Below are 22,252 nucleotides of genomic sequence, written 5' to 3' on the forward strand. Positions count from 1 at the left end.
CCTGTATCAGTCGTTGGAACTCATCACGTGTTTAATACGCGTATATTCATCGAAACCATAAGCTGACAGATCTTTACCGTATCCAGAGTTTTTAAAGCCACCGTGCGGAGCCTCTGCCGTAAGAGGAATATGGGTGTTAATCCAGACCGTTCCAAAATCAAGTTCACGAGACAAGCGCAACGCACGACCATGGTCGCGGGTCCAAACACTGGAGGCTAGCCCATATTTGACATCGTTAGCTTTCTCTATGGCATCTTGTTCCGTTAAAAACTTCTGCACAGTGATAACAGGACCAAAAATCTCGGTCTGAATCATTTCATCGTGCTGCTCCAAACCAGTAATCACCGTAGGTTCAAAGTAATATCCCGAACGATCAGCCTGACAGCCTCCTGTTTCGATACGGGCATGTGCGGGCAGACGTGCAATGAACCCTTTGACCTGTTCTAACTGACGAATATTATTAAGCGGCCCATACAATGCCTCTTTATCTTCTGGATCACCAAAACGGATGGCCTTAGATGCTGCTACCAGTTTAGTAATGAAGATATCGTAAACAGATTCATGTACCAGCACACGTGAAGCTGCCGTACAATCTTGACCAGCGTTGAAGTACCCCGCAGTAGCAATGATTTCCACCGCTTTGTCTATATTCGCATCGGCAAAAACAACCACTGGTGCTTTACCTCCCAGCTCCAGATGTGCTCTGGTGAGATTAGCCGCCGCCGAAGAGGCAACCTGCAAACCTGCACGTACAGAACCCGTGATGGAAACCATAGCCGCCGTTTTGTGTGAAACTACCAAGGCACCCGCGCTGGCATTACCCAACACCACGTTGAAAGTACCTGTCGGGAAGAGCGGAGCGGACAATTCAGCCAGCAACAGAGTGCTCTCCGGTGTGGTATCGCTCGGTTTAAGTACCACAGCATTACCTGCTGCCAGAGCAGGTGCTATCTTCCACACCGCCATCATCAACGGATAGTTCCACGGGGTAACCTGCCCCACTACGCCCAGCGGTTCACGCCGGATACTGGTGGTCATACCAGAAAGATATTCAGCAGTAGCCTTACCCTCCAAAAAACGAGCTGCACCAGCGAAGAAACGGATATGATCCACCGACGTCGCAACTTCCTCGGAAGCAATCAGGTGCTTGAGCTGCCCTGTATTGCGGCTTTGCACCTCAATCAAACGTTCAGCGTTTTTTTCTACTATATCAGCCAGCGCTAGCAACGCCTGCTGACGTTCCGAAGGTGTGCAGCGTCCCCATATTTTAAATGCTGCTTTGGCCGATGCATAAGCATCATCAACATCTGCTGCACTTGCGTTAGGAGAACGCGCATAAGATTTACCAGTGACCGGACTTACCAAATCAAAATATTCGGAACCTTTAGATTCAATATACTGACCATTAATAAAATGCCTGAGAGTTGGTATCGGCATTGCTACCTCCTGGTGGATTGAAGATAAGATATAACCTATGATTTAATATATTTAATGGTTGTATTATCGTCAAATTTGTAGCAAAAATGTAAAATCAAGATAATTTAGATACATACATGCAACTTTCAGCATTTCCATCAGAAAAAATATGCAAATCTGTGAGTAAGATCGAGAATTTCATATCACCAATAAAAAACAGGCAGATTGTTATAATGCAGGCGATGTTCTCGCCTGCCATGCTTGGTTATAATTTTGATCTCCCAAAATTATTCTTCTATAACTTCTTCATTTAGCCTGTTTCGGAGTATTTTCAAAACACGGTTCATGGTATGGATATCTTCCAATGATATTCCTTCTGCCAGTTGATTCATCCATGGTGCTTCCAGCGCCATGGCATGACTGAAAGCCTTGCGACCGTTTTCCGTCAATACGACCAGATACGGGTTGGTAAGTCTTGCAATACTGATGACTATGACAGGAGGTTCTGGATTTTCGTTAAGTAAGAACAGGAAAGGTCGCCTAATCGACGAAAAGAAAAAACGTATGCCGGTCATTGGTATCAACGGGCTACTGGTCATGATCCCAGCAGCCATATTTCTGAACATAAGGGCCTCTGAAAGGATGTTTGACATCTGGTTCTACACAAGTTCAGGCTCTGGAGCTAGCAATAGGCTTTGTGCAATTAACCCTGATGAGCAGAAATTTCCAGGCAGGCTTACGACTGACAGGACGTTTACGAGTAAAAATTTCCCGTTGAAAACATGGTCAGTCGCGGTTTTTTGTTCATGTTGCATGTGACTTTCTAGACCTCGACTGACAAGTATGTGTACATTGAACCCATGTTGATTAAGATCTAAAGAGTCATACCTAAACCTTGATAATAGCCAGCATCTCTTCAGTTTCCTCATCCATGCCAACCTCAACGAAACCAAAACTGGCATAAAGATTTTTCGCAACGAGATTATTCGGATCATAACTAATTGCTATTGCTTCTAACTGATTTGTGCGCCTGATTTCATCAAGCGCCAACAATAGTGCTTTACGTCCAATACCCTTGTTTTGATGGTTTTTATCCACCATAAACCGCCAAATCGTTATTCTTTGGTCAGCATCGGGGACCCACATGAAAAAACCAACGGGCTTCCCACCCAGACAAATTGCACGCGTTTGGTATGAAGAGTGAAATTTGGATTGAACAAGGGACCACACATTTTCCGCAATATAGCCAAGTTGGTCATCAGTGACTGATAGGCCGCAGATAGCTTCAAAATTGTTCTTGTTTACGTCAGTTAAGGTAATCAACTACACTGCTCCAATATAGGATTATAAGAAGGAACTATCCAAAATTTTTCTGTATTAATTTTAGTCTGTTTTTTTGAGCATTAACCCAAATAAAGGGTTATCAATAACAGGGATAACTGCAATATCGAATTTGTCTGGTTCCGGCAAAAAATCAATATCCATTAATGCAGCAAATTGTGATGTTGCCAAATGGGCTTCTTCGATATCATCGGCGTATATCACCATCCCAAACTCATTTTCATTCAGCGTCACAAATCGACGGTTACGCGTGTTAAACAGTACATAACCAACCACATCAGGATCTCTTTCAATGAGTCCTAATGTATCGAGCTCTTTCTGAAGTTTTTTTAGTTGCTTCTTTTTCATTGTAAATTTCCATTAGTTATCACTAGCCATTCTGTTACGGGTCAAAACTTAGCCGTTTCAGATTATTTTATTATCTGGAAGTTTCCCCGCAATCCGATTAAATTGCCAAATGGTTCTTCTAATTGGCACATTCCTAAACCGTTTTCGATCATCATCGGGCCTCGATATAATTTCGCGCCTATTGTCTGAAAATGCTGAATTGCTGTTTTAAGACAAGGGACTGACCAATACATAACAGTGCCATTTTTTCCTGAATAAACTTTATCATCAGCCTGCACTATCTCCAGAATAAAATCTTTTATTTTTAATAGAGTAAAATCAAATTCTTCCAGATAGATACATTCTATTCCTGGGAATGCGCGTTTATACCATTCAAGGCCTAAGTTAACATCAGGTACAGGAATTAAAAGTGTGGCTGGTTTCATCATAATTACCCTTGTTATAGTAACCTGTCAATTCTATCGTCCCGAAAGAACTTATCAAATTCTTTCTTGACTAAAGATAAAGGACTTTCTCTAATTAATAGTTAAATGAAAAAATCAGTTAACCAGCTACAAAAAGAGGGCAACTATGATTGTTTTTGTGACAGGGGCAACCGCTGGTTTTGGTGAAGCGATTACACGAAAATTCATTAAACATGGCTCTGTGGTCATTGCTACAGGACGCCGTAAAGAGCGCCTGGATAGATTAAAAGAAGAATTAGGTGAAAATGTTTATCCTATTCAGCTAGATGTAAGAAATCGAGATGCAATTGAGCAAGCTATACAGGAATTACCTGATCACTTACGTAATATTGATGTTCTTGTGAATAATGCTGGTCTTGCATTAGGGTTGGAACCAGCACATCAGGCTAACCCTGATGACTGGGAAACTATGATTGATACCAATACTAAAGGATTGGTGAACATGACCCGAAGTCTATTGCCTAAGATGGTAGAGATCAATCACGGTCATATTATTAACATTGGTTCAATAGCAGCAAGTTGGCCATATGCGGGTGGTAACGTATACGGGGCGACAAAAGCATTTGTGAAACAGTTTAGTTTAGGGCTTCGCGCTGATTTGCTAGGGAAAAATATTCGGGTAACGGATATCGAACCAGGGTTGGTTGGAGGAACAGAGTTTTCTCAGGTTCGCTTTAAAGGTGATAATGAAAAAGTGAGCAAAACTTATGAAGGTGCTGATGCCCTGACCGCTGATGATGTTGCAGAAGCTGTATTTTGGGTTGCGAATTTACCTGCCCGTGTCAATATCAATACATTAGAAATGATGCCGGTTTGCCAAACATTTGCAGGAATGAATGTACACAGGAATTAATATTCCATCTTTTGATGAATCATTAGTGTTACAAGTGTTATTTTATACTAGAGATAACGCAGGTTTTTAATACTAATGTATTTTATTTCGGGTATCACTCAATGAATACTTTATGAAAGAGGTTGAAACATGAATATTCATCGTTTTTTAATAGCCAAGATTATTCCTATATTTTCCCTCCTTTTGCCACTATTTTGGCAGACGCCTGTTTTTTCCAATCCTTGTACATCAAGTAATTGCATCACTATTAATGGTGGTGGTGAAAACTCAATGACTAAAGAAGATGCCCGACAGAGCAAGGAGGAATGGAATGATCAACGGTCCCTACGCAATAAGGTTAATAAACGTAGGGAAAAAGATTTTGATAAACATGAAATTGATGTTGACAATCGTGATACTTGTTTGAAAAATTCTAACTTGAATGCTTATTGGGAACCGAACACAAAACGCTGTCTGGATATCAATACAGGTCGCCCTATTGACCCCGAATAAGTCACACCTACATCAATAAGATAAGGAGGTAAAGGTGAAAAAACTCTTGTTAACCGGGGCTATATTTATTGCTGCTTTTGTATCTTCTGTTTCACAAGCTTCGCAAGATCCACAAAACCGAAACTCACAAAATGTGAGTTCGAAAAATCAAAATATAGTGACGTGCGAAAGTCTGAAAGAGCAAATTGCACAAAAAATCATCAATAATGGTATTAAAGAAACAGATTTCAACCTTGAAGTTGTTGCGAGTGATCAGATGGATTACGGCAGTGGGAAAGTTGTTGGAAGCTGTAATCGTGGTAAACAAAAAATTATTTATACCCGATTCACTCACTCCGCTGACGAGAAAAAGTCCGGTAACTGACACAATTAAAAAAACAAAAAAGGGAGTTAACATACACTCCCTTTTTTGTTTCCATTTTTTCTCAATTATCAAATGCCGATATAACTGGAATATCCAGATAATGAGACAAATCCCGTTCTTCTGGCCTAAAAAGATAGGGAATTTCACCTAGTTGAGGCGCTGGTATGTGACAACGTAACTTATCTAATACTATTGCGTAATGTGCTAATCCAGGATTAATACGATTGGGTATCCAACCAATCAGTGGTAGCCCGTCATTAATAATCGATTGGGTAGTCAGAATGGCATGGTTGACACATCCGGCCTGGATCCCAACGACTAAAATAACAGGCAGTTTTTCCTTCACTACCCAATCAGAATAGAACGCATTATCTTGTGATAATGCACGCCAGCCACCTTTTCCATCAACAATTACGCGGTCTGCTTTATGACTCAATTTGTTAAGACAGTTTGTCATTTGAACAAAATCAATTTGATTTTCTTCCCTTGCAAGAAGTTCATATCCTACTGCGGTTGTCCCTTCACGATTAAAAACTTGCAGTAATGCGCGGGTAACAACTGTTTTACCGATGTTGGTATCCGTGCCTGTAACAAATAAGCGCGTTAACATAAATTCATTTCCGTGGTAACAGATAAACTGGCTACTCTTTAAAACGTCTGTTTATAAAGTTTATAGCGAGCAGACTTGAAGTGTAGGGGATGTATTTAAGATAGGGATTGCGTTAGCTCAATGTTTTGTCAAATGTGTTCTATCCTTGCATGATTTCAAGCAGCAACTGGCCACTGTATAGTGATTGCTTAATCAATGATGCTGCTGGCAGAGTTCCTGAATTAGTAAATTCAGTAGCAATAATATCAACTTGTTGACTGTATCTCGGAAGTGAAAGCTGAGTGATTTTCTTTTGAATAACAGGATAAAGAATTTGTTGCGCTGCGTTCAAAGGTGAACCAATCAATATTTTGTCAGGATTGAAGATGTTGACCATAATCGCCATGATGTTCCCGATTCTCTTCCCAACATCACGGATAATTTCTATTGCAGAAAGATCACCTTGCTGTGCAGCCTGACAAAGCAACTCAACCGTTAGTGGTGTTTTAGTAAACATTAACGAATCGGGCTGTTTTTCAGCTAACTGCCGGGCTTTTATCAAAATATTTTTGATGCCGATAACAGTTTCCAGACAACCAGTATTGCCGCAATAGCAATGTTCACCATCAGGCTCAACTTGAGTATGTCCTATTTCGACAACACTTTGATTTCCTGCATGAAGTATTTGCCCGGCGATCATAATACCGACACCGACATTATCATCAATGACAACCTGGATAATATTCTGACAATTCTTCCCTGCTCCGTATAAAGATTCTGCAATTGTCCACGCAGTAATACCATGCTGCAAAAAAATAGGCACTCCGATACACCGATATAAGAATGAACCAAGAGGAAGATTCTGGATATTGTAATACGGTGAGCTATGAATAATTCCATTAATCGGATCAACAATCGCATTAGTGGTAATACTGATAGCAGTCAAACGCTCAAGATGAGATTGATACCGAAAGAAAAAATCATCAATCAGGGCAACAAGATTGTCCAGAAAACTTTGATTTTCGGATGAAAGAAATGGTAATTCTTGTTCAGCAACCAGGTTATTGCTTAAATCCCGAAGCCCAAATGCGACACGACCATTATCAATACGTATACACAGAAATTGCCACCCCTGACTATCAACTTTCAATCCGGTTGCTGGGCGACCACGAAACCCAAGATCAGGAAACTCAACTTCTTTCACTAAGTGAGCATCAAGTAGCTCTCGTGTAATTTTCGTGATACTGGCAGGAGCCAACTGTGCTTTTTTAGAGAGTGCAATACGTGAAATAGGTCCATATTGATCAATCAGACGATAGACCAAACCGATATTAATTTGTTTAATCTGGTCAACATGGCTTGGCTGTACGTCCACACTCACTGCTCCTCCCGCTATTTAATTTGCGCCTCTAAATAATTAGTAACGATTATGTCGCGGTTTAAAGCAGAAGATATCCGTTTGAAGCAGAAATGTGATCTTTCACACGAACTTCTCGTGATTTTTTGGGATGAAGCTCAATAAATTAACAGTATAGGGTTTAATAACTAATAATGTGATTCTGTTGGTAATGAATTAACCTTGCTTAAATAACCATCGATTATTTCGATACGTTTGTCTTTTTTCAGAGAAAATAATATACGCTGTATACAACTACGTGAAAGTGTGCACCGCTGTTCTATGTATTTGATAACAGATATATTTTCTCTGAAATCATCTGGCAAAGTGATAAGGCGAGATAATAAGCTACATACGATCTCTTTAGCACCATGACGAAATATACTGATATCCCTGGCATACAAAAAAGCCATTTTATAAGAAATTACTCTCATCCACTCCCTGTAAAGATCATGTTTCTTTATAGCACCTAATGCACTAATACGAGGTAATTGATATATCTTACAGTCAGGGCCGAGTTCAATAGAGTAATAAACTTCTGCGCCTGAATAGAAAGATAACCCCAGAACATACGGTGAAAATACCGTTGCAATGATTAAATCATCATCTAACCTGCGAATATTTACATATCCCTTCTCAAGTAAAAAAAACTTAGCAAATTCACGCTCAACTTTAATCAACGTACCTTGTGTTGGTTGTTCAGATGAGACTGACTCAGAATATGGTAATAATGTATCAACGATTTTGGTAAAAGAATTTACGGGCTTAATTAATTTATTCATATTAAACCACCTCTGCATATAATTTTTACAAATAACACTTTTAAAATTAAAAGATTTTCTTATAAATTTGCTAACTAATTAGTTATTCACGATCACTAATTTAAAAAATTAAAGGAATACTTGTTACTTGTTTCTAGTTTTTAACACAATCTATAAATGTTTATCAATAACCCATTTCAAAGATTAATTTTCTTAATTTACCCTGTTGAGCTTTATTTTCTTCTTTTTTTGGGTATTTGTGTTGTTTTTAATTTGTGTTTTAAAGTATGTTGTAACTAAATATAAGAGATAAACCGTTAGTCTACGAATCAGAGTAATAGAATATGAATAAATACCTTTCAATAGAATCACTTACATCCTGTTTTAAAAAACAGGAAGAAAAATTGGCTGAGTTGATCGAGTTATTGATGAAATATCCACTTATTGATGCCAGGGTATTTCAATTACCACAAATTGAAAAAGGCGAAGAACATGAACAAATTACTGAGATTGATGTTAATCCATTACAAGGAAATGAAGCAATTAACTTAGGTTTGAGGTTCTATCAGAAGCTATTCATACACCATAACCACCCTAATATCAGCAGCAAGGCGGCAAGCCGATTGCCAGGTGCGCTATGTTTTTCTGTAAGCCACCAGCAATATAAAACCGCAATGAATGTTATAGAGGAAGTTAATCAACTCAAAGCCGAGCTGGAAAACATCGTAACTAAAGAATCAGGCGTCAGCAAAGAACAACGATTTGAATTTGTCCACGATCATTTACGTGGTTTAATTACCTTAAATGCCTATCGCACGATAACTCCCCTCGTAAACCCAGATACCATCAATTTTGGCTGGGCCAATAAGAACATCATTAATAAAGTGACCAAACAACAAGTTCTTGAACGGTTGGAAAAAAGTTATAATGCCGGTAAAACAGTTCCCCCCTACTCCAGCGATCAATGGGCTGCATTGGTTGCACTAGAAATCACAGATATCAAAAAGCTACCTGATGATGTAGTTTTGAAAATTAAACGACCAGTAAAAGTACAACCCATAGCTCGCGTTTGGTATTCAGAAATACAAAAACAGGTTCAATATGCCTGCCCTCTGCCAATCATCGCTTTTTATACTGAAGATAGCGAAATCAAACCCAAAGTAGGTACGTTATCGAACTATAATGCCAATGCAATTAAATACCGCCATAAACCTAAAGCAAAACCACTTGAGCTCGTGATACCGCGTTTACACCTTTATCGGGAAATTTAAGGCGTACAATAATATGGAAATAATATATAGATAGAAAAACCGGAGGATTTACCCTCCGGTTCTACATCAGCCAATACCAAAATTAGCAAGAATTATTTCATACTGCCAACCATATCTTCCGGACGCACCCAAGCATCAAATTCAGCTTCGGTCAGATAACCCAACTGCATTGCTGACTGTTTTAGAGTCAGACCTTCTTTATGTGCTTTCTTAGCGATTTCTGCCGCTTTGTCATAACCGATATGGGTATTCAGCGCAGTTACCAGCATCAGAGATTCATTCAACAATTGAGTAATACGGTCACGATTAGGCTCAATACCGATAGCACAATGTTCATTAAAACTACGCATACCGTCCGCCAGCAAACGAACAGACTGCAAGAAATTATGAATAACCATCGGGCGGAAGACATTCAGCTCAAAATTACCGGACGCGCCACCAATGTTAATAGCTACGTCGTTACCCATGACTTGCGCACATAGCATAGTCATAGCTTCACACTGAGTCGGATTAACCTTACCTGGCATAATAGAGCTGCCCGGCTCATTTTCAGGAATGGAGATTTCACCGATTCCACAACGAGGACCAGAAGCCAGCCAGCGAACATCATTAGCAATCTTCATCAATGATGCAGCCAGACCTTTCAATGCGCCATGGGAATGAACCAGTGCATCACAAGTACCCAGTGCTTCAAATTTATTTGGTGAAGTTACAAAAGGTTGCCCGGATAATTCAGCGATTTTTTTCGCAACACGAACTGCATATTCAGGATGGGTATTCAAGCCCGTTCCAACGGCTGTTCCACCTAACGCTAATTCACATACATGAGGAATGCTATCTTCAATATGCTTCAGATTATGAGCCAACATTGCGGCCCAACCTGAAATTTCTTGACCTAAAGTCAGCGGGGTCGCATCTTGCAGGTGAGTACGACCAATTTTTACGATGTCTTTAAATGCTTCTGCTTTATCTGCCAGTGTTTTTTGCAGTACCTTCAGCTCAGGCAGTAGATGCTCACTCAAGGCGATAACGGCTGCAACGTGCATTGCTGTTGGAAACACGTCATTCGAACTTTGACTCTTGTTAACATCATCATTAGGATGGACCAGACGTTCATTACCTCTTTGACCGCCAAGGATCTCACTACCACGGTTCGCCAGCACTTCATTCATATTCATATTGCTTTGAGTGCCCGACCCCGTCTGCCAGATAGCAAGAGGGAATTCTGTTGAGTGTTTGCCTTCTAACACCTCTTTCGCCGCAGCAATAATTGCCTCACCACGCTCCTTCGGTAAGAGGCCCAGATCCATATTGACACTGGCCGCAGCCTGTTTAGTCAATGCAAGAGCATGGATCAACGCAACCGGCATTTTCTCCTGAGAAATGCGGAAATGTTCCAGTGAACGTTGAGTCTGCGCTCCCCATAATTGGTCAGCAGGTACTTCAATTGGCCCCATTGAGTCTTTTTCAATGCGAGTGGCTGCCATTACTATCTCCTTAGCACACAGAATAATTGAATACGCCGGATCAAACTTTGCAGATAAATTAGTCGGCATTTCTTTATAATGCCATAAATTTATTATCGATAATGCGACCTAATCGTGTTTATTGTATTGTTGTTATATAAATAAGTTTATTTTTTATTATAGGAAATCCAGCCATGCTGAAAATGACCAACCAGATCCAACATTATGATTGGGGAAGTAAAACCGCCCTGACAAATATTTATGGCATCGAAAATCCGGACAATCAGCCAATGGCAGAATTATGGATGGGAGCACATCCGAAATGCAGTTCTCTGGTTACTGATCCTGAAACAGGAGAACCTATTGCCTTAAATCAGCTTATTGCTCAAGATCCGGAAAGGCATCTGGGTAAAAAAGTAGCGGATCAGTTCCAGCGTTTGCCATTTTTGTTTAAAGTGTTATGCGCCGCTCAACCTCTGTCTATTCAGGTACATCCTGATAAGCCTTCGGCAGAAAAAGGGTTTACTAAGGAAAATGCAGCGGGTATTCCTTTAGATTCACCACAACGCAATTACAAAGATGATAACCATAAGCCAGAACTGGTGTATGCGCTAACGCCATTCAGAGCAATGAATGCTTTCCGGCCTTTACCAGAAATTGCTGCGCTTCTTAGTGATGTTTCTGGCGCACATCCCGATATTCAAACATTTATGCAGAACCCCACTGAGCAAAATTTATCATTTCTTTTTTCTCAGTTACTGACCATGCAGGGCAAGCAAAAAAGTTTAGCCATCGCAGTATTAAAATCAGCATTAAATAGCCGCCGGAGAGAGCCCTGGGATACCATCAGAAAGATGACTGTGTTCTATCCTGATGATAATGGCCTGTTTACCCCTCTTCTGCTCAATATCGTTGAACTGCAACCAGGACAGGCAATGTTTCTCTATGCTCGCACTCCTCACGCTTACCTTGAAGGCGTTGCATTAGAAGTTATGGCTAATTCAGATAACGTTCTGCGGGCTGGTTTAACCAGTAAACATATGGATGTCCCTGAATTGATGGCTAATCTGGATTTTAACTCTAAATCAGCCGATATGTTGTTAACTATCCCAATTCAGGAAAAAGACACTCTAAATTACCCTGTTCCTGTCAACGATTTTCATTTTTCTATTTATGCTGTTTCAGAACAACCCATCGCGTTAAAGAATGATTCTGCATCAGTCTTATTTTGCTGTGATGGTCAGGTGATTATACATTCTGGTGAACAAGAATTGAGAATAGTCTCAGGTGAATCAGTCTTCTTATCTGCTATAGAGAAAAACGTGACGGTTCATGGCAATGGTAAAATTGCCAAGGTATCAAATAAATAGATTAAATTCATAGAGTTATAATGTTATTCATTGGTTGTTAATCACACTTTTATTGAAAAGCGATTAAAAGTTCTTTAGTTAACCTATACAATTAACAACTATTTTTACTCAAAGACATATCGCATATACCAATGATGATATATGCGCAAAATAAGGATGGAATTTCCACATGAAAAAATCGTTAGTGGCTGTAGGTGTAATTGTTGCTTTAGGTGCAGCGTGGACAGGTGCATCCTGGTACACAGGGAAGAAAATTGAAGCTTACATGGATAAAACAGCCCAGAAGATGAACACAGAACTTACAGATGCATTCCCCAATAGTAAGCTTGAAGTGCAGGTAAGAGATTTCCAACGTGGTATTTTCAGCTCTGATGTCCGTTTTGTCCTGAGCGTAAAAGATGACGCAAAAAATGCGGATGTGAAGGCAAATAATGAAGAAATTATCTTCAAATCTCATATCGATCATGGCCCATTCCCAACTTCCGCCCTGAAAAAATTCAATTTCGTCCCTAAAATGGCTTCTACCCATTCAGAAATTGAACAGAATGATCAGCTAAAAAAACTGTTTGAAATTACTAATGGTAAGTCTCTGTTTAACATTGATGCTAGTGTGAGTTATGGTGGCAACTTATCTTCCAATATTGAGATTGTGCCAGTCGAACATACGGATAAAGACGGAACCAAGATCACTTTTTCCGGAGCCAAAATCAACACAGATATCAGTCGTGATTTAAATGAGATCGCTTTCAATATCAAAAGTGATGAACTGACTGTAGATATACCAGCAGAAAAAAGAGTTATTACTCTCAAGGGTATTAATTTTAACGCTGATGACAACAAAAAAGGTAAATTCGATCTCTATCTGGGCGATCAAAACTATGTTATCGGCGAAATAGCCTCGAAAAGTTCCAGTGATAAGGATGATTTCCTTCTCACGAATTTAAAAATCTCTATCAAAACGAGTGAAAACAAGGAAAACGTGAATACTGGCGTTGCTTATGAAATCGGTGGATTCAAAATGGGCAATCTGGATTTCGGTTCAGGTAAACTAGTGTTTAACGCAGATAATTTGGATGGTCAAGCCGTTCATAAATTTTCGCAAACCTACAATGATATTATAGCAAAATCGTTTTATAACAAAGAATTAGAGAAATCATCTCAAGATATGGCCGCTGATCTTTTCAGTCATTTGCCAATATTGCTGAAAAACAATCCACACTTCAGTATCGCTCCATTTAGCTGGAAAAACAGTAAAGGTGAAAGCACATTAGATTTTAAGATTGCACTGCAAAACATACCTGAAGATCTGAATAAAATTGTTCAAATGGGAACAGAAGAACAGCTCCGTACCCTGCTTCAGGAATTGTCACTTAATGTCAAATTGTCTAAGCCCATGCTGATTGAACAAATCTCCAAATCAGGCGAATATTTAGGTGAAGATAAGAATAAAGCTGAAAAAACCGCTAACATGCAGGTTCAATTTATAGCTGCTCAAGGTGCTGCACTTAACATAGTGACTAACACCGATGACGCCATTGACCTTAATCTCCACTACGTCAACGGCAAAGTGAAATTAAATGGTAAGGAATCCAGCTTACATCAATTCCTGCTTGATAATCACCTCATCGACTCCTATGATGATGCTGGTGAGTCAAATCAGCATGATAGTGAGGCTGAACTCCCTGCTGCTGCTGAATAATAGTCGTTACAGCAAACAGAATCCGATTAGGGTTCCCTACAAGAAAGTACACGCTGAGGGTTAAAAAGACCGACGCAGTAAAAACATCGTAAAAAATCGATAGATAGTGCTTTCATTGCCAGTCAATGCATTGACTGGCTTTTTTGTATATTTTTCTGATAAGAAGGATAAAAAAATGATTGATACACGGCTTCCGCTCACTGACTTACACCGTCATCTTGACGGTAACATTCGCCCTGGAACCATTCTGGATCTTGGCCGTCAACATAATATCGTACTCCCTGCATATGAACTGGAAACTCTGCGTCCCCATGTCCAGATCATTGAAAATGAGCCAAATCTTATTAGCTTTCTGCAAAAACTTGATTGGGGTGTTGCTGTACTGGCTGATTTGGATGCTTGCCGTCGGGTTGCGGTAGAAAACGTAGAAGATGCAGTCAATGCCGGACTGGATTATGCTGAACTCCGTTTTTCACCTTATTACATGGCAATGAAACACCAGCTTCCGGTTGAAGGTGTCGTAGAAGCTGTCATTGATGGCATCCATTCCGCCAGCAGACAACACGATATCCAGATTCGTCTGATTGGTATTCTGAGCAGAACATTCGGAGTAAGAGCCTGCTCTCAAGAATTAACAGGCTTACTTGCCCATAAACAACATATCACTGCGATGGATTTGGCGGGTGATGAACTTGGTTTCCCCGGACATCTATTTGAACAACATTTTATTCAGGCACGTGATGCGGGTTGGAACATCAGTGTACACGCAGGAGAAGCAGCAGGCGCAGAAAGCATCTGGCACGCGATCCGTGAGTTGGGAGCAACCCGGATCGGCCACGGTGTTAAGGCTATCACCGATCCTGCGCTGATGGATTATCTGGCGGAAAACCGTATTGGTATTGAATCCTGCCTGACATCAAACCTGCAAACCAGTACCGTCAGCGCCTTATCAGCTCACCCGCTGAAAAAATTCCTTGAGCATGGCATTCTGGCTTCAATCAATACCGATGACCCGGCCGTTGAAGGAATTGAAATTCGCAATGAGTATAATGTAGCTGCACCCGCCGCTGGATTGTCTCCAGAACAGATCAGACAGGCACAGAGCAATGGGTTGGAAACAGCATTCCTGAGTGAAACAGAGAAACAAGCACTAAGAGCCAAAGTAGCAAACCGCTAACAACTGTTACTTTTAAAGGCAGAGATTACTCTGCCTTTTTTGAGCGGGCAGCATATCGATTTGCAAGTACCGCACAAACCATCAATTGGATTTGATGGAAAATCATTAACGGCAACAACATAATACCAACCATTGCAGCCGGAAATAAAACATTCGCCATCGGCACGCCATTGGCGAGGCTTTTCTTAGAACCACAAAAAACGATGGTAATTTCATCTTCTTTGCTGAATCCGAATAAGCGTGCACTATATACATTAATGGTTAATACTACTGCCAGCAAAACACAACAGACAATACCAATCATAACCAGTGAATAAGCATCAATTTTATGCCAAATGCCTTCTACAACTGCTTCGCTGAATGCAACGTACACCACCAGCAAAATAGATGAACGATCCGTCATATTGACCAACTTTTTATGCCGTTCTACCCAATTGGCAATCAATGGGCGTGACAAATGACCAATAATAAAAGGTACCATTAATTGCAGGATAATATCTTTTATCGCTTTCCATGTGTCAGGATGAACCGCACTATTACCAGTACTGCTAACACTACTGTCACCAGCACCGCCATGAAGCTGGATTAGAAAACCAACAAGCAATGGAGAAAGAAAGACGCCCAACAGGCTGGACGCTGAAGCACTGCATATCGCGGCGGCGACATTCCCTCTGGCAACAGAAGTAAAAGCAATCGCTGATTGCACAGTGGCTGGTAAAGCACAAAGATACAGAAATCCCATATAGACCGTTGGCGACATCCACTCTGGTACAATGACATATAATCCCATACCTAACATAGGGAATAAAACAAAAGTACTAAGAAAAATAACTAAATGCAGGCGCCAATGCCCTATTCCTGCCACAATCGCATCACGTGAAAGTTTGGCTCCATGCATAAAAAACAACAGTGCAATGGCTGCTGTAGTCAAATGTTGAAACCACGTTTTTACCTCACCTTCACAGGGAAAGAATGACGCAATGATTACTACGGTAATCAGTGTTAACAGAAAAGGATCGATTTTTAACTTTTGCCACCAGCTCATCAATGTTGTTCCTCTTACTTTAAGGTTAATCAATAACCACAGTACGTTGCTCTTTCGCTGATTTTTCTCCGGCCTCAATCAACTTCATAATCAAGATAGCTTCATCTGCGGTCACAGGGTTAGGTTTTCCCGTCAGGATAGCATCACGGATAGCGGCATAATAAGCACTATAGTTACCCGGTAAATTAGGAATAGCTTGCGTAATCAAGTCATTATTTTGTGACAACGTCACATATCCATCGCGCGCATCATGTCCCCAACCTTCTTGTGATGGCTTTTCGCCTGCTTTCAAATGCTCTTCCTGCGTATCTAAACCATATTTCACGTAACTGCCCGCCATTCCATGCAGGGTATAAACGGGAGATTCCGCGGCGACAAGCATTGATGCATGTAATATCACTTTTAACTCTGGGTACTTGAGTTGTGCATGAAAATAATCTGGTGTTTCAGCATTTGGGCGCATCATACCCAGGTCTGTTGTAATGGTCTGAGGTTTACCAAAAAGCTGGACAGCCTGATCCAATAAATGAGGGCCCAAGTCATACCAGATCCCACTACCCGCTCCTGCGGCTTCTCTCCAGCGTTGACGAACAGCCGGACGATAGCGATCAAAACGGGATTCATAATACTTTAATTCTCCCAATACATTTTTTTTAATCAGCGATTGAACCGTCAAAAAACCTGCATCCCAACGTCGATTATGGAAAACAGACAACAATAAGTTAGCCTCTTCCGCCTGCTTCTTAAGTGCCTCTGCCTCTTCCACCGTAACCGTAAAAGGTTTATCAACCACAACATGTTTACCAGCAAACAATGCTTTTTGCGCTAATGGGTAGTGGGTATCGTTGGGAGTCGGGATAACAATGAGGTCAATATCCGGATCATTGAATAACGTTTCTGGTGAAGAGACAACATTAATGGTTGGCCAATCTTTTTTAACTTTTTCTATATCACTACTGGAAACAGCAACTAATTCAACACTTGGTGTCTCTGCAATCAATGGTGCATGAAATGTCTTACTGGCATAACCATATCCAACTAAGCCAACTTTCAGAGAATTATTCATAACTGCCTCTCAACATTTGTAAAACTGTTATAACAAGGCATCAGAAAATACCACCAGCTCTTATTCATTAGCAAATAATCTTAATTCCTGTGTTACTATCTTTTGGTATCTGAATACCCATCATGGAGAGAATATTTTTTATGTATCAATCCAATGATTATTACCGTATAAACGGTTGGTTATTGGCTCCTGCCGCTTATTTAATCATGACACTTATTGCCGCCAGCTCGATGTTAGTGTTATATGCTATAACTTTTTTCCAACAAGGCACTGTAATTCACCAGGCAGGAGGTAATTTCACCATTCTGTGGTATATCTCCGTATTAACCACGGCTATTATGTGGTGTTTTACGTTTTGGGTATTAAAGTTGCTTTTTATTCGTTCAAAACGATTCCCGCATATTTTTATTATCTGGTTGACACTTTCTGTTCTTATTGCCATTAAAGCATTTGCTTTTTCTCCTATTCCTGACGAAATAGCTATTCGCTCCCTACTTTGGCCCCTATTAGCTGCTGCTGTTTTTGTTCCTTATATCAAGCGCTCTTATCGGGTTAAAATGACTTTCACACAAGATCGATAACATCGCCTAAAATTGATTGTTATCATTGCCCCCACTTGCCTCACCGCAAGGCGGGGGGAGTTTCTGTCATTTTCACGACTACAAACAGTATATTGTTTTCATCACATCTCTTATTTTCAGGTATAGCAATGACTGAATACCTTCTGTTATTTATTGGCACGGTCTTGGTCAATAACTTCGTTTTGGTGAAGTTTTTAGGCTTATGTCCATTTATGGGAGTATCCAAGAAACTCGAAACAGCCATTGGCATGGGGATGGCAACTACTTTTGTCCTGACCCTCGCTTCTATCAGTTCATGGCTGGTAAATACTTTCATTCTTGTTCCGCTGGATCTAGTTTATTTACGTACCTTAAGTTTTATTCTTGTGATTGCCGTTGTCGTCCAATTCACCGAATTGGCAGTTCGCAAAACCAGCCCTGCACTCTATCGCTTATTAGGCATTTTTCTGCCATTGATAACAACAAACTGTGCTGTGCTCGGTGTGGCTTTACTGAACGTCAACCAGTCACATAATTTTTTACAGTCTGCCATATACGGTTTCGGGGCCGCCGCTGGATTTTCCCTTGTCATGGTGTTATTTGCCGCAATTCGTGAACGTTTAGCGGTTGCCAATATTCCAGCCCCTTTTCGCGGTTCATCGATAGGGCTTATTACTGCCGGGTTAATGTCCCTTGCATTTATGGGCTTTAGTGGTTTGGTGAAATTCTAATGATATCTTTATGGATTGCTATCAGCGTATTAAGCGTACTCGGATTAATCTTTGGGTTAATTCTGGGTTTTGCCGCTCGCCGTTTTAAAGTGGAAGAAGATCCGATTGTTGAAAAAGTCGATAATTTGCTGCCACAGAGCCAATGCGGGCAATGTGGTTATCCGGGTTGCCGTCCTTATGCAGAAGCTGTTGCCAACAATGGAGAAATGATCAATAAATGTGCCCCAGGCGGAGAGCAAGTGATGCTCAAGATGTCAGAATTACTGGGGGTTGACCCACAACCATTAGATGGCGATGAAAGCATACAAAACCCGGTTAGGAAAGTTGCCTTTATTGATGAAGAAAACTGTATAGGTTGTACAAAGTGCATTCAGGCATGTCCTGTTGATGCCATTATCGGCGCAAATCGCGCAATGCACACTGTAGTTGAAGATCTCTGCACGGGCTGTGACTTATGTGTCACACCTTGCCCGACCGACTGCATTACGATGATCCCCGTTGCAACCACAACATCAAACTGGAAATGGGATTTAAACTCCATTCCGGTTAAAAATATTCCAGTTGAGTCAGAACCCATGTTTATATCTTCTGCTAAGCCTGTTGAGGTTAAAGCCAATGTTTAATCTATTCAATTTGCTTAACAAAAACAAAATATGGGATTTTGATGGCGGTATTCATCCGCCAGAGATGAAACTGCAATCCAGCCGTACACCATTACGCTATGCTCCGTTACCAGAAGAATTGATTATTCCCTTACAACAACACATCGGCCCAGAGGGAGAATTGCTGGTTAAAGCCGGGGATAAAGTACTTAAAGGCCAACCACTGACAATAGGGATTGGTAGAATTGTACCCGTTCATGCATCCACTTCTGGTACTGTCACCGCGATTGAACCCTGTGTTACAGCCCATCCTTCTGGATTGAAAGAGCTCTGTGTCAGCCTGCGTCCAGATGGAGAAGATCAATGGTATGAACGCATCCAAACCTCGGATTACACATCCCTTGATGCTGATACTTTGCTGCAACGCATTCATGAAGCCGGTATTGCGGGTCTTGGTGGTGCAGGATTTCCAACAGCCACAAAATTAAAAGGCGGCGGAAGTCATATCAGTACCTTGATCATCAACGCTGCGGAATGTGAGCCTTATATCACGGCTGATGATCGCTTGATGCAGGAACATGCCGGTGAAATTATCGAAGGCATACGCATTTTGATACATTTGCTCAATCCGAAACAGGTTTTGATCGGGATTGAGGATAACAAACCTGAGGCAATTGATGCCCTGAAAAGTATTCTGAAAAGCGATAAATCAATTGTTGTGCGTGTTATTCCAACAAAATACCCATCTGGCGGTGCAAAACAGCTCACCAAGATCCTGACGGGCAAAGAAGTTCCTTCTGGCGGACGTTCTTCCGATATTGGTATTCTTATGCAAAATGTCGGTACAGTGATGGCCATCAAACGAGCCATTATTGACGGAGAACCCTTAATAGAACGCGTTGTCACTCTGACAGGAGAAGCCATCAGCTCACCCGGTAATTTCTGGGTTCGTTTAGGTACACCTGTTCAATTTCTGTTACAACAAGCCAAATTTAAACCTCAGCCAGAGCAAATGGTCATTATGGGTGGACCATTAATGGGCTTTACCTTACCTGATCTGAATGTGCCTATCGTCAAGATCAGCAACTGCATACTTGCTCCTTCCCCCCATGAAATGGAGCCGAAAGCGGTTGAAGAAGCCTGTATCCGTTGTGGGTTATGCGTTGAAGCCTGTCCAGCCGGGTTATTACCTCAGCAACTTTACTGGTTCAGCCGTGGTCAAGAACATGAAAAAGCCAAGAGCCACAACTTATTTGACTGCATTGAGTGTGGTGCTTGTGCTTATGTATGCCCCAGCAATATTCCTCTTGTTCAGTACTATCGGCAGGAAAAAGCTGAAATACGCACTATCGATGCCGAAGCTCGTCGATCATCTGAAGCTAAGCTCCGGTTTGAAGCTAAACAAGCACGTATGGAACGCGAAAAACTGGCTCGCGAAGAGCGCCATAAAAAAGTTGCAGTTCAAATAGATAATCAGGATAAAAGTGCTGTACAGGCGGCTCTCGCTCGCGTGAAAGAAAAACAGTCTAACGCTGGAGAGACAATCACCGTACAAGCCGGACAATTACCTGATAATGCGGCAGCCATTGCAGCACGCAAAGCCAGAAAAGAACAACTACGTGCTCGTCAGGCAGAAAAACAGGTATCGAATACTCAAACCGCAGCAACAATAACATCCGCTGAAAGTGATGATCCTCGTAAAGCTGCTCTTGCCGCAGCTATCGCCAGAGCAAAAGCGAAAAAGGCCACACAACTAAACCAAGAAGTGACAACGTCACAAGAGGTTTCACAACAAAATAAAAATAGTGTGGATGAAAAACAAGATCCCCGTAAAGCCGCTGTCGCAGCCGCCATTGCTCGTGCAAAAGCGAAGAAAGCCGCTCAAACTCAGCCTGAACCTGTTCCACAGCAAGAAGCTCAAACCGTAGTTACCGAAGAGGTCGATCCCCGCAAAGCCGCTGTCGCAGCCGCCATTGCTCGTGCAAAAGCGAAGAAAGCCGCTCAAGCTCAGCCTGAACCTGCTCCACAGCAAGAGGCTCAAACAGTTACCGAAGAGGTCGATCCCCGTAAAGCCGCTGTCGCGGCCGCCATTGCCCGCGTAAAAGCGAAGAAAGCCGCTCAGGAAAAACAAGAAACTCTAACAGAATAGTGATATTTATCGATGAAATTTAGGCCAGTCAAAACTGATAATAACCTGTTAAAAGTCGCCAGTTCGCCTTTTACACACAGTAAGAAAAATACCAACCAGATTATGTTATGGGTGGCTTTAGCTGCTATACCGGGTATCGCTGTGCAAACCTATTTCTTTGGCTATGGAACTCTGATCCAAATCCTGTTGGCAATCATTACCGCATTAATGGCCGAATCTGTAGCTATTGCATTAAAGAAACAACAGGTCATTCCCTACCTTAAAGATAATTCGGCATTAGTGACCGGATTACTGCTCGGTATTAGTCTGCCACCATTGGCACCGTGGTGGCTTATCATACTCGGTACTTTCTTTGCCATCATTATTGCTAAACATCTTTATGGCGGACTTGGACAAAATCCATTTAATCCAGCTATGGTAGGTTATGTTGTCTTACTTATCTCATTTCCTGTACAAATGACAAGCTGGATGCCACCAGCCTCCTTACAAGCCGTGACTTTGACTCCATGGGATTGCCTTATGGTGATCTTTACAGGACATACACCTGATGGTTCGACTCTGATACAACTTCAACAAGGAATTGATGGGCTAAGCCAGGCTACGCCACTGGATAGCTTCAAAACCGGCAGACTGACCCACGACGTTAATGAAGTGTTACAGCAACCGATACTGCAAGGTAATCTGGCCGGAATTGGCTGGCAGTGGGTCAATGTAGCTTACTTGATTGGTGGATTAATCATGCTGAATCGCAAAGTGATTGGCTGGCAAATCCCGACCGCATTTATCCTTGTACTGGGAAGTTGTGCTTTGCTCAGTTGGCTTATCGATCCGAGCCGTTATTCACCTCCTTTATTGCAAATCTTTTCCGGCGCAACCATGTTAGGTGCATTTTTTATTGCGACAGATCCTGTCAGCGCATCAACAACACCGAAAGGTCGTCTGATTTATGGAGCCATAATTGGTTTGCTGATTTGGATTATTCGTGTCTATGGTGGCTATCCGGATGCCGTGGCTTTCGCTGTTTTATTAGCAAATATCTGCGTACCACTTATCGATAATTACACACAACCTCGTGCTTACGGCCATAAATAA

At 41.4% G+C, this 22,252-nt stretch carries 23 protein-coding genes; 12 read left to right on the top strand and 11 right to left on the bottom strand.

The window, feature by feature from the left end; translation table 11 throughout:
* Positions 1-6: 6 nt before the first annotated feature.
* From Xind_RS00420 to Xind_RS00440, 5 genes are all read right to left on the bottom strand, one after another.
* A complete protein-coding gene (locus Xind_RS00420; protein ID WP_187649239.1) occupies positions 7-1,437 on the bottom strand; it encodes a gamma-aminobutyraldehyde dehydrogenase in 1,431 nt (476 codons plus the stop codon).
* Between the two features lie 266 nt (positions 1,438-1,703).
* Positions 1,704-2,042, bottom strand: a complete 339-nt coding sequence (locus tag Xind_RS00425) for a hypothetical protein (RefSeq protein WP_052189433.1) — start codon at positions 2,040-2,042, stop codon at positions 1,704-1,706.
* Positions 2,043-2,304: 262 nt separating this feature from the next.
* Entirely contained in the window at positions 2,305-2,739 is a 435-nt protein-coding gene (locus Xind_RS00430; protein WP_047680069.1) for a GNAT family N-acetyltransferase, read from the bottom strand.
* A 60-nt stretch (positions 2,740-2,799) separates the two neighbouring features.
* The gene (locus tag Xind_RS00435) at positions 2,800-3,105 is read right to left on the bottom strand and encodes a hypothetical protein (protein ID WP_047680071.1); all 306 of its coding nucleotides are present in this window, start codon (positions 3,103-3,105) and stop codon (positions 2,800-2,802) included.
* Between the two features lie 62 nt (positions 3,106-3,167).
* Positions 3,168-3,533, bottom strand: a complete 366-nt coding sequence (locus Xind_RS00440) for a VOC family protein (RefSeq protein ID WP_231571357.1) — start codon at positions 3,531-3,533, stop codon at positions 3,168-3,170.
* Positions 3,534-3,675: 142 nt separating this feature from the next.
* Here Xind_RS00440 and ydfG point away from each other — a divergent pair, with 142 nt between their 5' ends.
* The 3 genes from ydfG to Xind_RS00455 all read left to right on the top strand — a co-directional run bounded on the left by ydfG (position 3,676) and on the right by Xind_RS00455 (position 5,278).
* Positions 3,676-4,422, top strand: a complete 747-nt coding sequence (gene ydfG, locus Xind_RS00445) for a bifunctional NADP-dependent 3-hydroxy acid dehydrogenase/3-hydroxypropionate dehydrogenase YdfG (protein WP_047680075.1) — start codon at positions 3,676-3,678, stop codon at positions 4,420-4,422.
* 129 nt (positions 4,423-4,551) lie between these two features.
* Positions 4,552-4,914 (top strand): DUF1283 family protein, encoded by a 363-nt coding sequence (locus Xind_RS00450; RefSeq protein ID WP_047680077.1) that lies wholly within the window; start codon positions 4,552-4,554, stop codon positions 4,912-4,914.
* A 34-nt stretch (positions 4,915-4,948) separates the two neighbouring features.
* Positions 4,949-5,278, top strand: coding sequence for a DUF1161 domain-containing protein (locus Xind_RS00455; RefSeq protein WP_338114321.1), 330 nt, complete (start codon positions 4,949-4,951; stop codon positions 5,276-5,278).
* Between the two features lie 61 nt (positions 5,279-5,339).
* Here Xind_RS00455 and bioD read toward each other — a convergent pair whose 3' ends face one another.
* From bioD to Xind_RS00470, 3 genes are all read right to left on the bottom strand, one after another.
* Positions 5,340-5,888, bottom strand: a complete 549-nt coding sequence (gene bioD, locus Xind_RS00460; RefSeq protein ID WP_187649240.1) for an ATP-dependent dethiobiotin synthetase BioD — start codon at positions 5,886-5,888, stop codon at positions 5,340-5,342.
* Between the two features lie 139 nt (positions 5,889-6,027).
* On the bottom strand, positions 6,028-7,248 hold the full coding sequence (gene mlc, locus Xind_RS00465; protein WP_156115333.1) for a sugar metabolism global transcriptional regulator Mlc: 1,221 nt from the start codon (positions 7,246-7,248) through the stop codon (positions 6,028-6,030).
* A gap of 164 nt (positions 7,249-7,412) precedes the next feature.
* Positions 7,413-8,045 carry a helix-turn-helix domain-containing protein gene (locus Xind_RS00470; protein ID WP_187649241.1) on the bottom strand — a complete coding sequence of 211 codons (633 nt, stop codon included), beginning with the start codon at positions 8,043-8,045 and terminating at the stop codon, positions 7,413-7,415.
* A 323-nt stretch (positions 8,046-8,368) separates the two neighbouring features.
* Here Xind_RS00470 and tus point away from each other — a divergent pair, with 323 nt between their 5' ends.
* On the top strand, positions 8,369-9,295 hold the full coding sequence (tus, locus tag Xind_RS00475) for a DNA replication terminus site-binding protein (protein WP_187649242.1): 927 nt from the start codon (positions 8,369-8,371) through the stop codon (positions 9,293-9,295).
* A gap of 92 nt (positions 9,296-9,387) precedes the next feature.
* Here tus and fumC read toward each other — a convergent pair whose 3' ends face one another.
* A complete protein-coding gene (fumC, locus tag Xind_RS00480; RefSeq protein ID WP_047680089.1) occupies positions 9,388-10,782 on the bottom strand; it encodes a class II fumarate hydratase in 1,395 nt (464 codons plus the stop codon).
* Positions 10,783-10,955: 173 nt separating this feature from the next.
* Here fumC and manA point away from each other — a divergent pair, with 173 nt between their 5' ends.
* The 3 genes from manA (at position 10,956) to add (ending at position 15,007) form a co-directional block, all read left to right on the top strand.
* The gene (manA, locus tag Xind_RS00485; protein ID WP_047680091.1) at positions 10,956-12,131 is read left to right on the top strand and encodes a mannose-6-phosphate isomerase; all 1,176 of its coding nucleotides are present in this window, start codon (positions 10,956-10,958) and stop codon (positions 12,129-12,131) included.
* Between the two features lie 169 nt (positions 12,132-12,300).
* A complete protein-coding gene (locus tag Xind_RS00490; RefSeq protein ID WP_187649243.1) occupies positions 12,301-13,830 on the top strand; it encodes a YdgA family protein in 1,530 nt (509 codons plus the stop codon).
* A 175-nt stretch (positions 13,831-14,005) separates the two neighbouring features.
* Positions 14,006-15,007 (top strand): adenosine deaminase, encoded by a 1,002-nt coding sequence (add, locus tag Xind_RS00495; RefSeq protein ID WP_187649244.1) that lies wholly within the window; start codon positions 14,006-14,008, stop codon positions 15,005-15,007.
* Between the two features lie 25 nt (positions 15,008-15,032).
* Here the strand turns inward: add and Xind_RS00500 are convergent, their stop codons facing one another.
* Together Xind_RS00500 and Xind_RS00505 are read right to left on the bottom strand one after the other, a co-directional pair.
* On the bottom strand, positions 15,033-16,052 hold the full coding sequence (locus Xind_RS00500) for a bile acid:sodium symporter family protein (RefSeq protein ID WP_047680097.1): 1,020 nt from the start codon (positions 16,050-16,052) through the stop codon (positions 15,033-15,035).
* 25 nt (positions 16,053-16,077) lie between these two features.
* Positions 16,078-17,118: an oxidoreductase gene (locus Xind_RS00505; protein ID WP_047680099.1), complete on the bottom strand. Its 1,041-nt coding sequence runs from the start codon at positions 17,116-17,118 to the stop codon at positions 16,078-16,080.
* 140 nt (positions 17,119-17,258) lie between these two features.
* On the opposite strand from Xind_RS00505, the gene Xind_RS00510 reads away from it, so the two are divergent.
* From Xind_RS00510 to rsxD, 5 genes are all read left to right on the top strand, one after another.
* A complete protein-coding gene (locus Xind_RS00510; RefSeq protein ID WP_047680101.1) occupies positions 17,259-17,699 on the top strand; it encodes a DUF2569 domain-containing protein in 441 nt (146 codons plus the stop codon).
* Positions 17,700-17,827: 128 nt separating this feature from the next.
* Positions 17,828-18,409 carry an electron transport complex subunit RsxA gene (gene rsxA, locus Xind_RS00515; RefSeq protein ID WP_047680103.1) on the top strand — a complete coding sequence of 194 codons (582 nt, stop codon included), beginning with the start codon at positions 17,828-17,830 and terminating at the stop codon, positions 18,407-18,409.
* Positions 18,409-19,032 carry an electron transport complex subunit RsxB gene (gene rsxB, locus Xind_RS00520; RefSeq protein ID WP_187649245.1) on the top strand — a complete coding sequence of 208 codons (624 nt, stop codon included), beginning with the start codon at positions 18,409-18,411 and terminating at the stop codon, positions 19,030-19,032. The genes rsxA and rsxB overlap by 1 nt, the downstream gene beginning before the upstream one ends.
* Positions 19,025-21,160, top strand: coding sequence for an electron transport complex subunit RsxC (gene rsxC / locus Xind_RS00525; RefSeq protein WP_187649246.1), 2,136 nt, complete (start codon positions 19,025-19,027; stop codon positions 21,158-21,160). Before rsxB ends, rsxC begins: the two co-directional genes overlap by 8 nt.
* Positions 21,161-21,172: 12 nt before the next feature.
* Positions 21,173-22,252: an electron transport complex subunit RsxD gene (rsxD, locus tag Xind_RS00530; RefSeq protein WP_187649247.1), complete on the top strand. Its 1,080-nt coding sequence runs from the start codon at positions 21,173-21,175 to the stop codon at positions 22,250-22,252.

It is taken from the genome of Xenorhabdus indica (assembly GCF_014467235.1).
GTDB classification, from domain to species: domain Bacteria; phylum Pseudomonadota; class Gammaproteobacteria; order Enterobacterales; family Enterobacteriaceae; genus Xenorhabdus; species Xenorhabdus indica.

Excerpts from the sequence above, each read along its gene's own strand:
- Xind_RS00450 (WP_047680077.1), top strand. The coding sequence starts at position 4,552 with ATGAATATTCATCGTTTTTTAATAGCCAAGATTATTCCTATATTTTCC.
- Xind_RS00440 (WP_231571357.1), bottom strand. The coding sequence starts at position 3,533 with ATGATGAAACCAGCCACACTTTTAATTCCTGTACCTGATGTTAACTTA.
- Xind_RS00470 (WP_187649241.1), bottom strand. The coding sequence starts at position 8,045 with ATGAATAAATTAATTAAGCCCGTAAATTCTTTTACCAAAATCGTTGAT.
- bioD (WP_187649240.1), bottom strand. The coding sequence starts at position 5,888 with ATGTTAACGCGCTTATTTGTTACAGGCACGGATACCAACATCGGTAAA.
- Xind_RS00435 (WP_047680071.1), bottom strand. The coding sequence starts at position 3,105 with ATGAAAAAGAAGCAACTAAAAAAACTTCAGAAAGAGCTCGATACATTA.
- Xind_RS00510 (WP_047680101.1), top strand. The coding sequence starts at position 17,259 with ATGTATCAATCCAATGATTATTACCGTATAAACGGTTGGTTATTGGCT.
- rsxD (WP_187649247.1), top strand. The coding sequence starts at position 21,173 with ATGAAATTTAGGCCAGTCAAAACTGATAATAACCTGTTAAAAGTCGCC.
- add (WP_187649244.1), top strand. The coding sequence starts at position 14,006 with ATGATTGATACACGGCTTCCGCTCACTGACTTACACCGTCATCTTGAC.
- Xind_RS00490 (WP_187649243.1), top strand. The coding sequence starts at position 12,301 with ATGAAAAAATCGTTAGTGGCTGTAGGTGTAATTGTTGCTTTAGGTGCA.
- rsxA (WP_047680103.1), top strand. The coding sequence starts at position 17,828 with ATGACTGAATACCTTCTGTTATTTATTGGCACGGTCTTGGTCAATAAC.
- ydfG (WP_047680075.1), top strand. The coding sequence starts at position 3,676 with ATGATTGTTTTTGTGACAGGGGCAACCGCTGGTTTTGGTGAAGCGATT.
- rsxC (WP_187649246.1), top strand. The coding sequence starts at position 19,025 with ATGTTTAATCTATTCAATTTGCTTAACAAAAACAAAATATGGGATTTT.
- fumC (WP_047680089.1), bottom strand. The coding sequence starts at position 10,782 with ATGGCAGCCACTCGCATTGAAAAAGACTCAATGGGGCCAATTGAAGTA.
- Xind_RS00500 (WP_047680097.1), bottom strand. The coding sequence starts at position 16,052 with ATGAGCTGGTGGCAAAAGTTAAAAATCGATCCTTTTCTGTTAACACTG.
- Xind_RS00425 (WP_052189433.1), bottom strand. The coding sequence starts at position 2,042 with ATGTTCAGAAATATGGCTGCTGGGATCATGACCAGTAGCCCGTTGATA.
- Xind_RS00505 (WP_047680099.1), bottom strand. The coding sequence starts at position 17,118 with ATGAATAATTCTCTGAAAGTTGGCTTAGTTGGATATGGTTATGCCAGT.
- Xind_RS00420 (WP_187649239.1), bottom strand. The coding sequence starts at position 1,437 with ATGCCGATACCAACTCTCAGGCATTTTATTAATGGTCAGTATATTGAA.
- rsxB (WP_187649245.1), top strand. The coding sequence starts at position 18,409 with ATGATATCTTTATGGATTGCTATCAGCGTATTAAGCGTACTCGGATTA.
- tus (WP_187649242.1), top strand. The coding sequence starts at position 8,369 with ATGAATAAATACCTTTCAATAGAATCACTTACATCCTGTTTTAAAAAA.
- manA (WP_047680091.1), top strand. The coding sequence starts at position 10,956 with ATGCTGAAAATGACCAACCAGATCCAACATTATGATTGGGGAAGTAAA.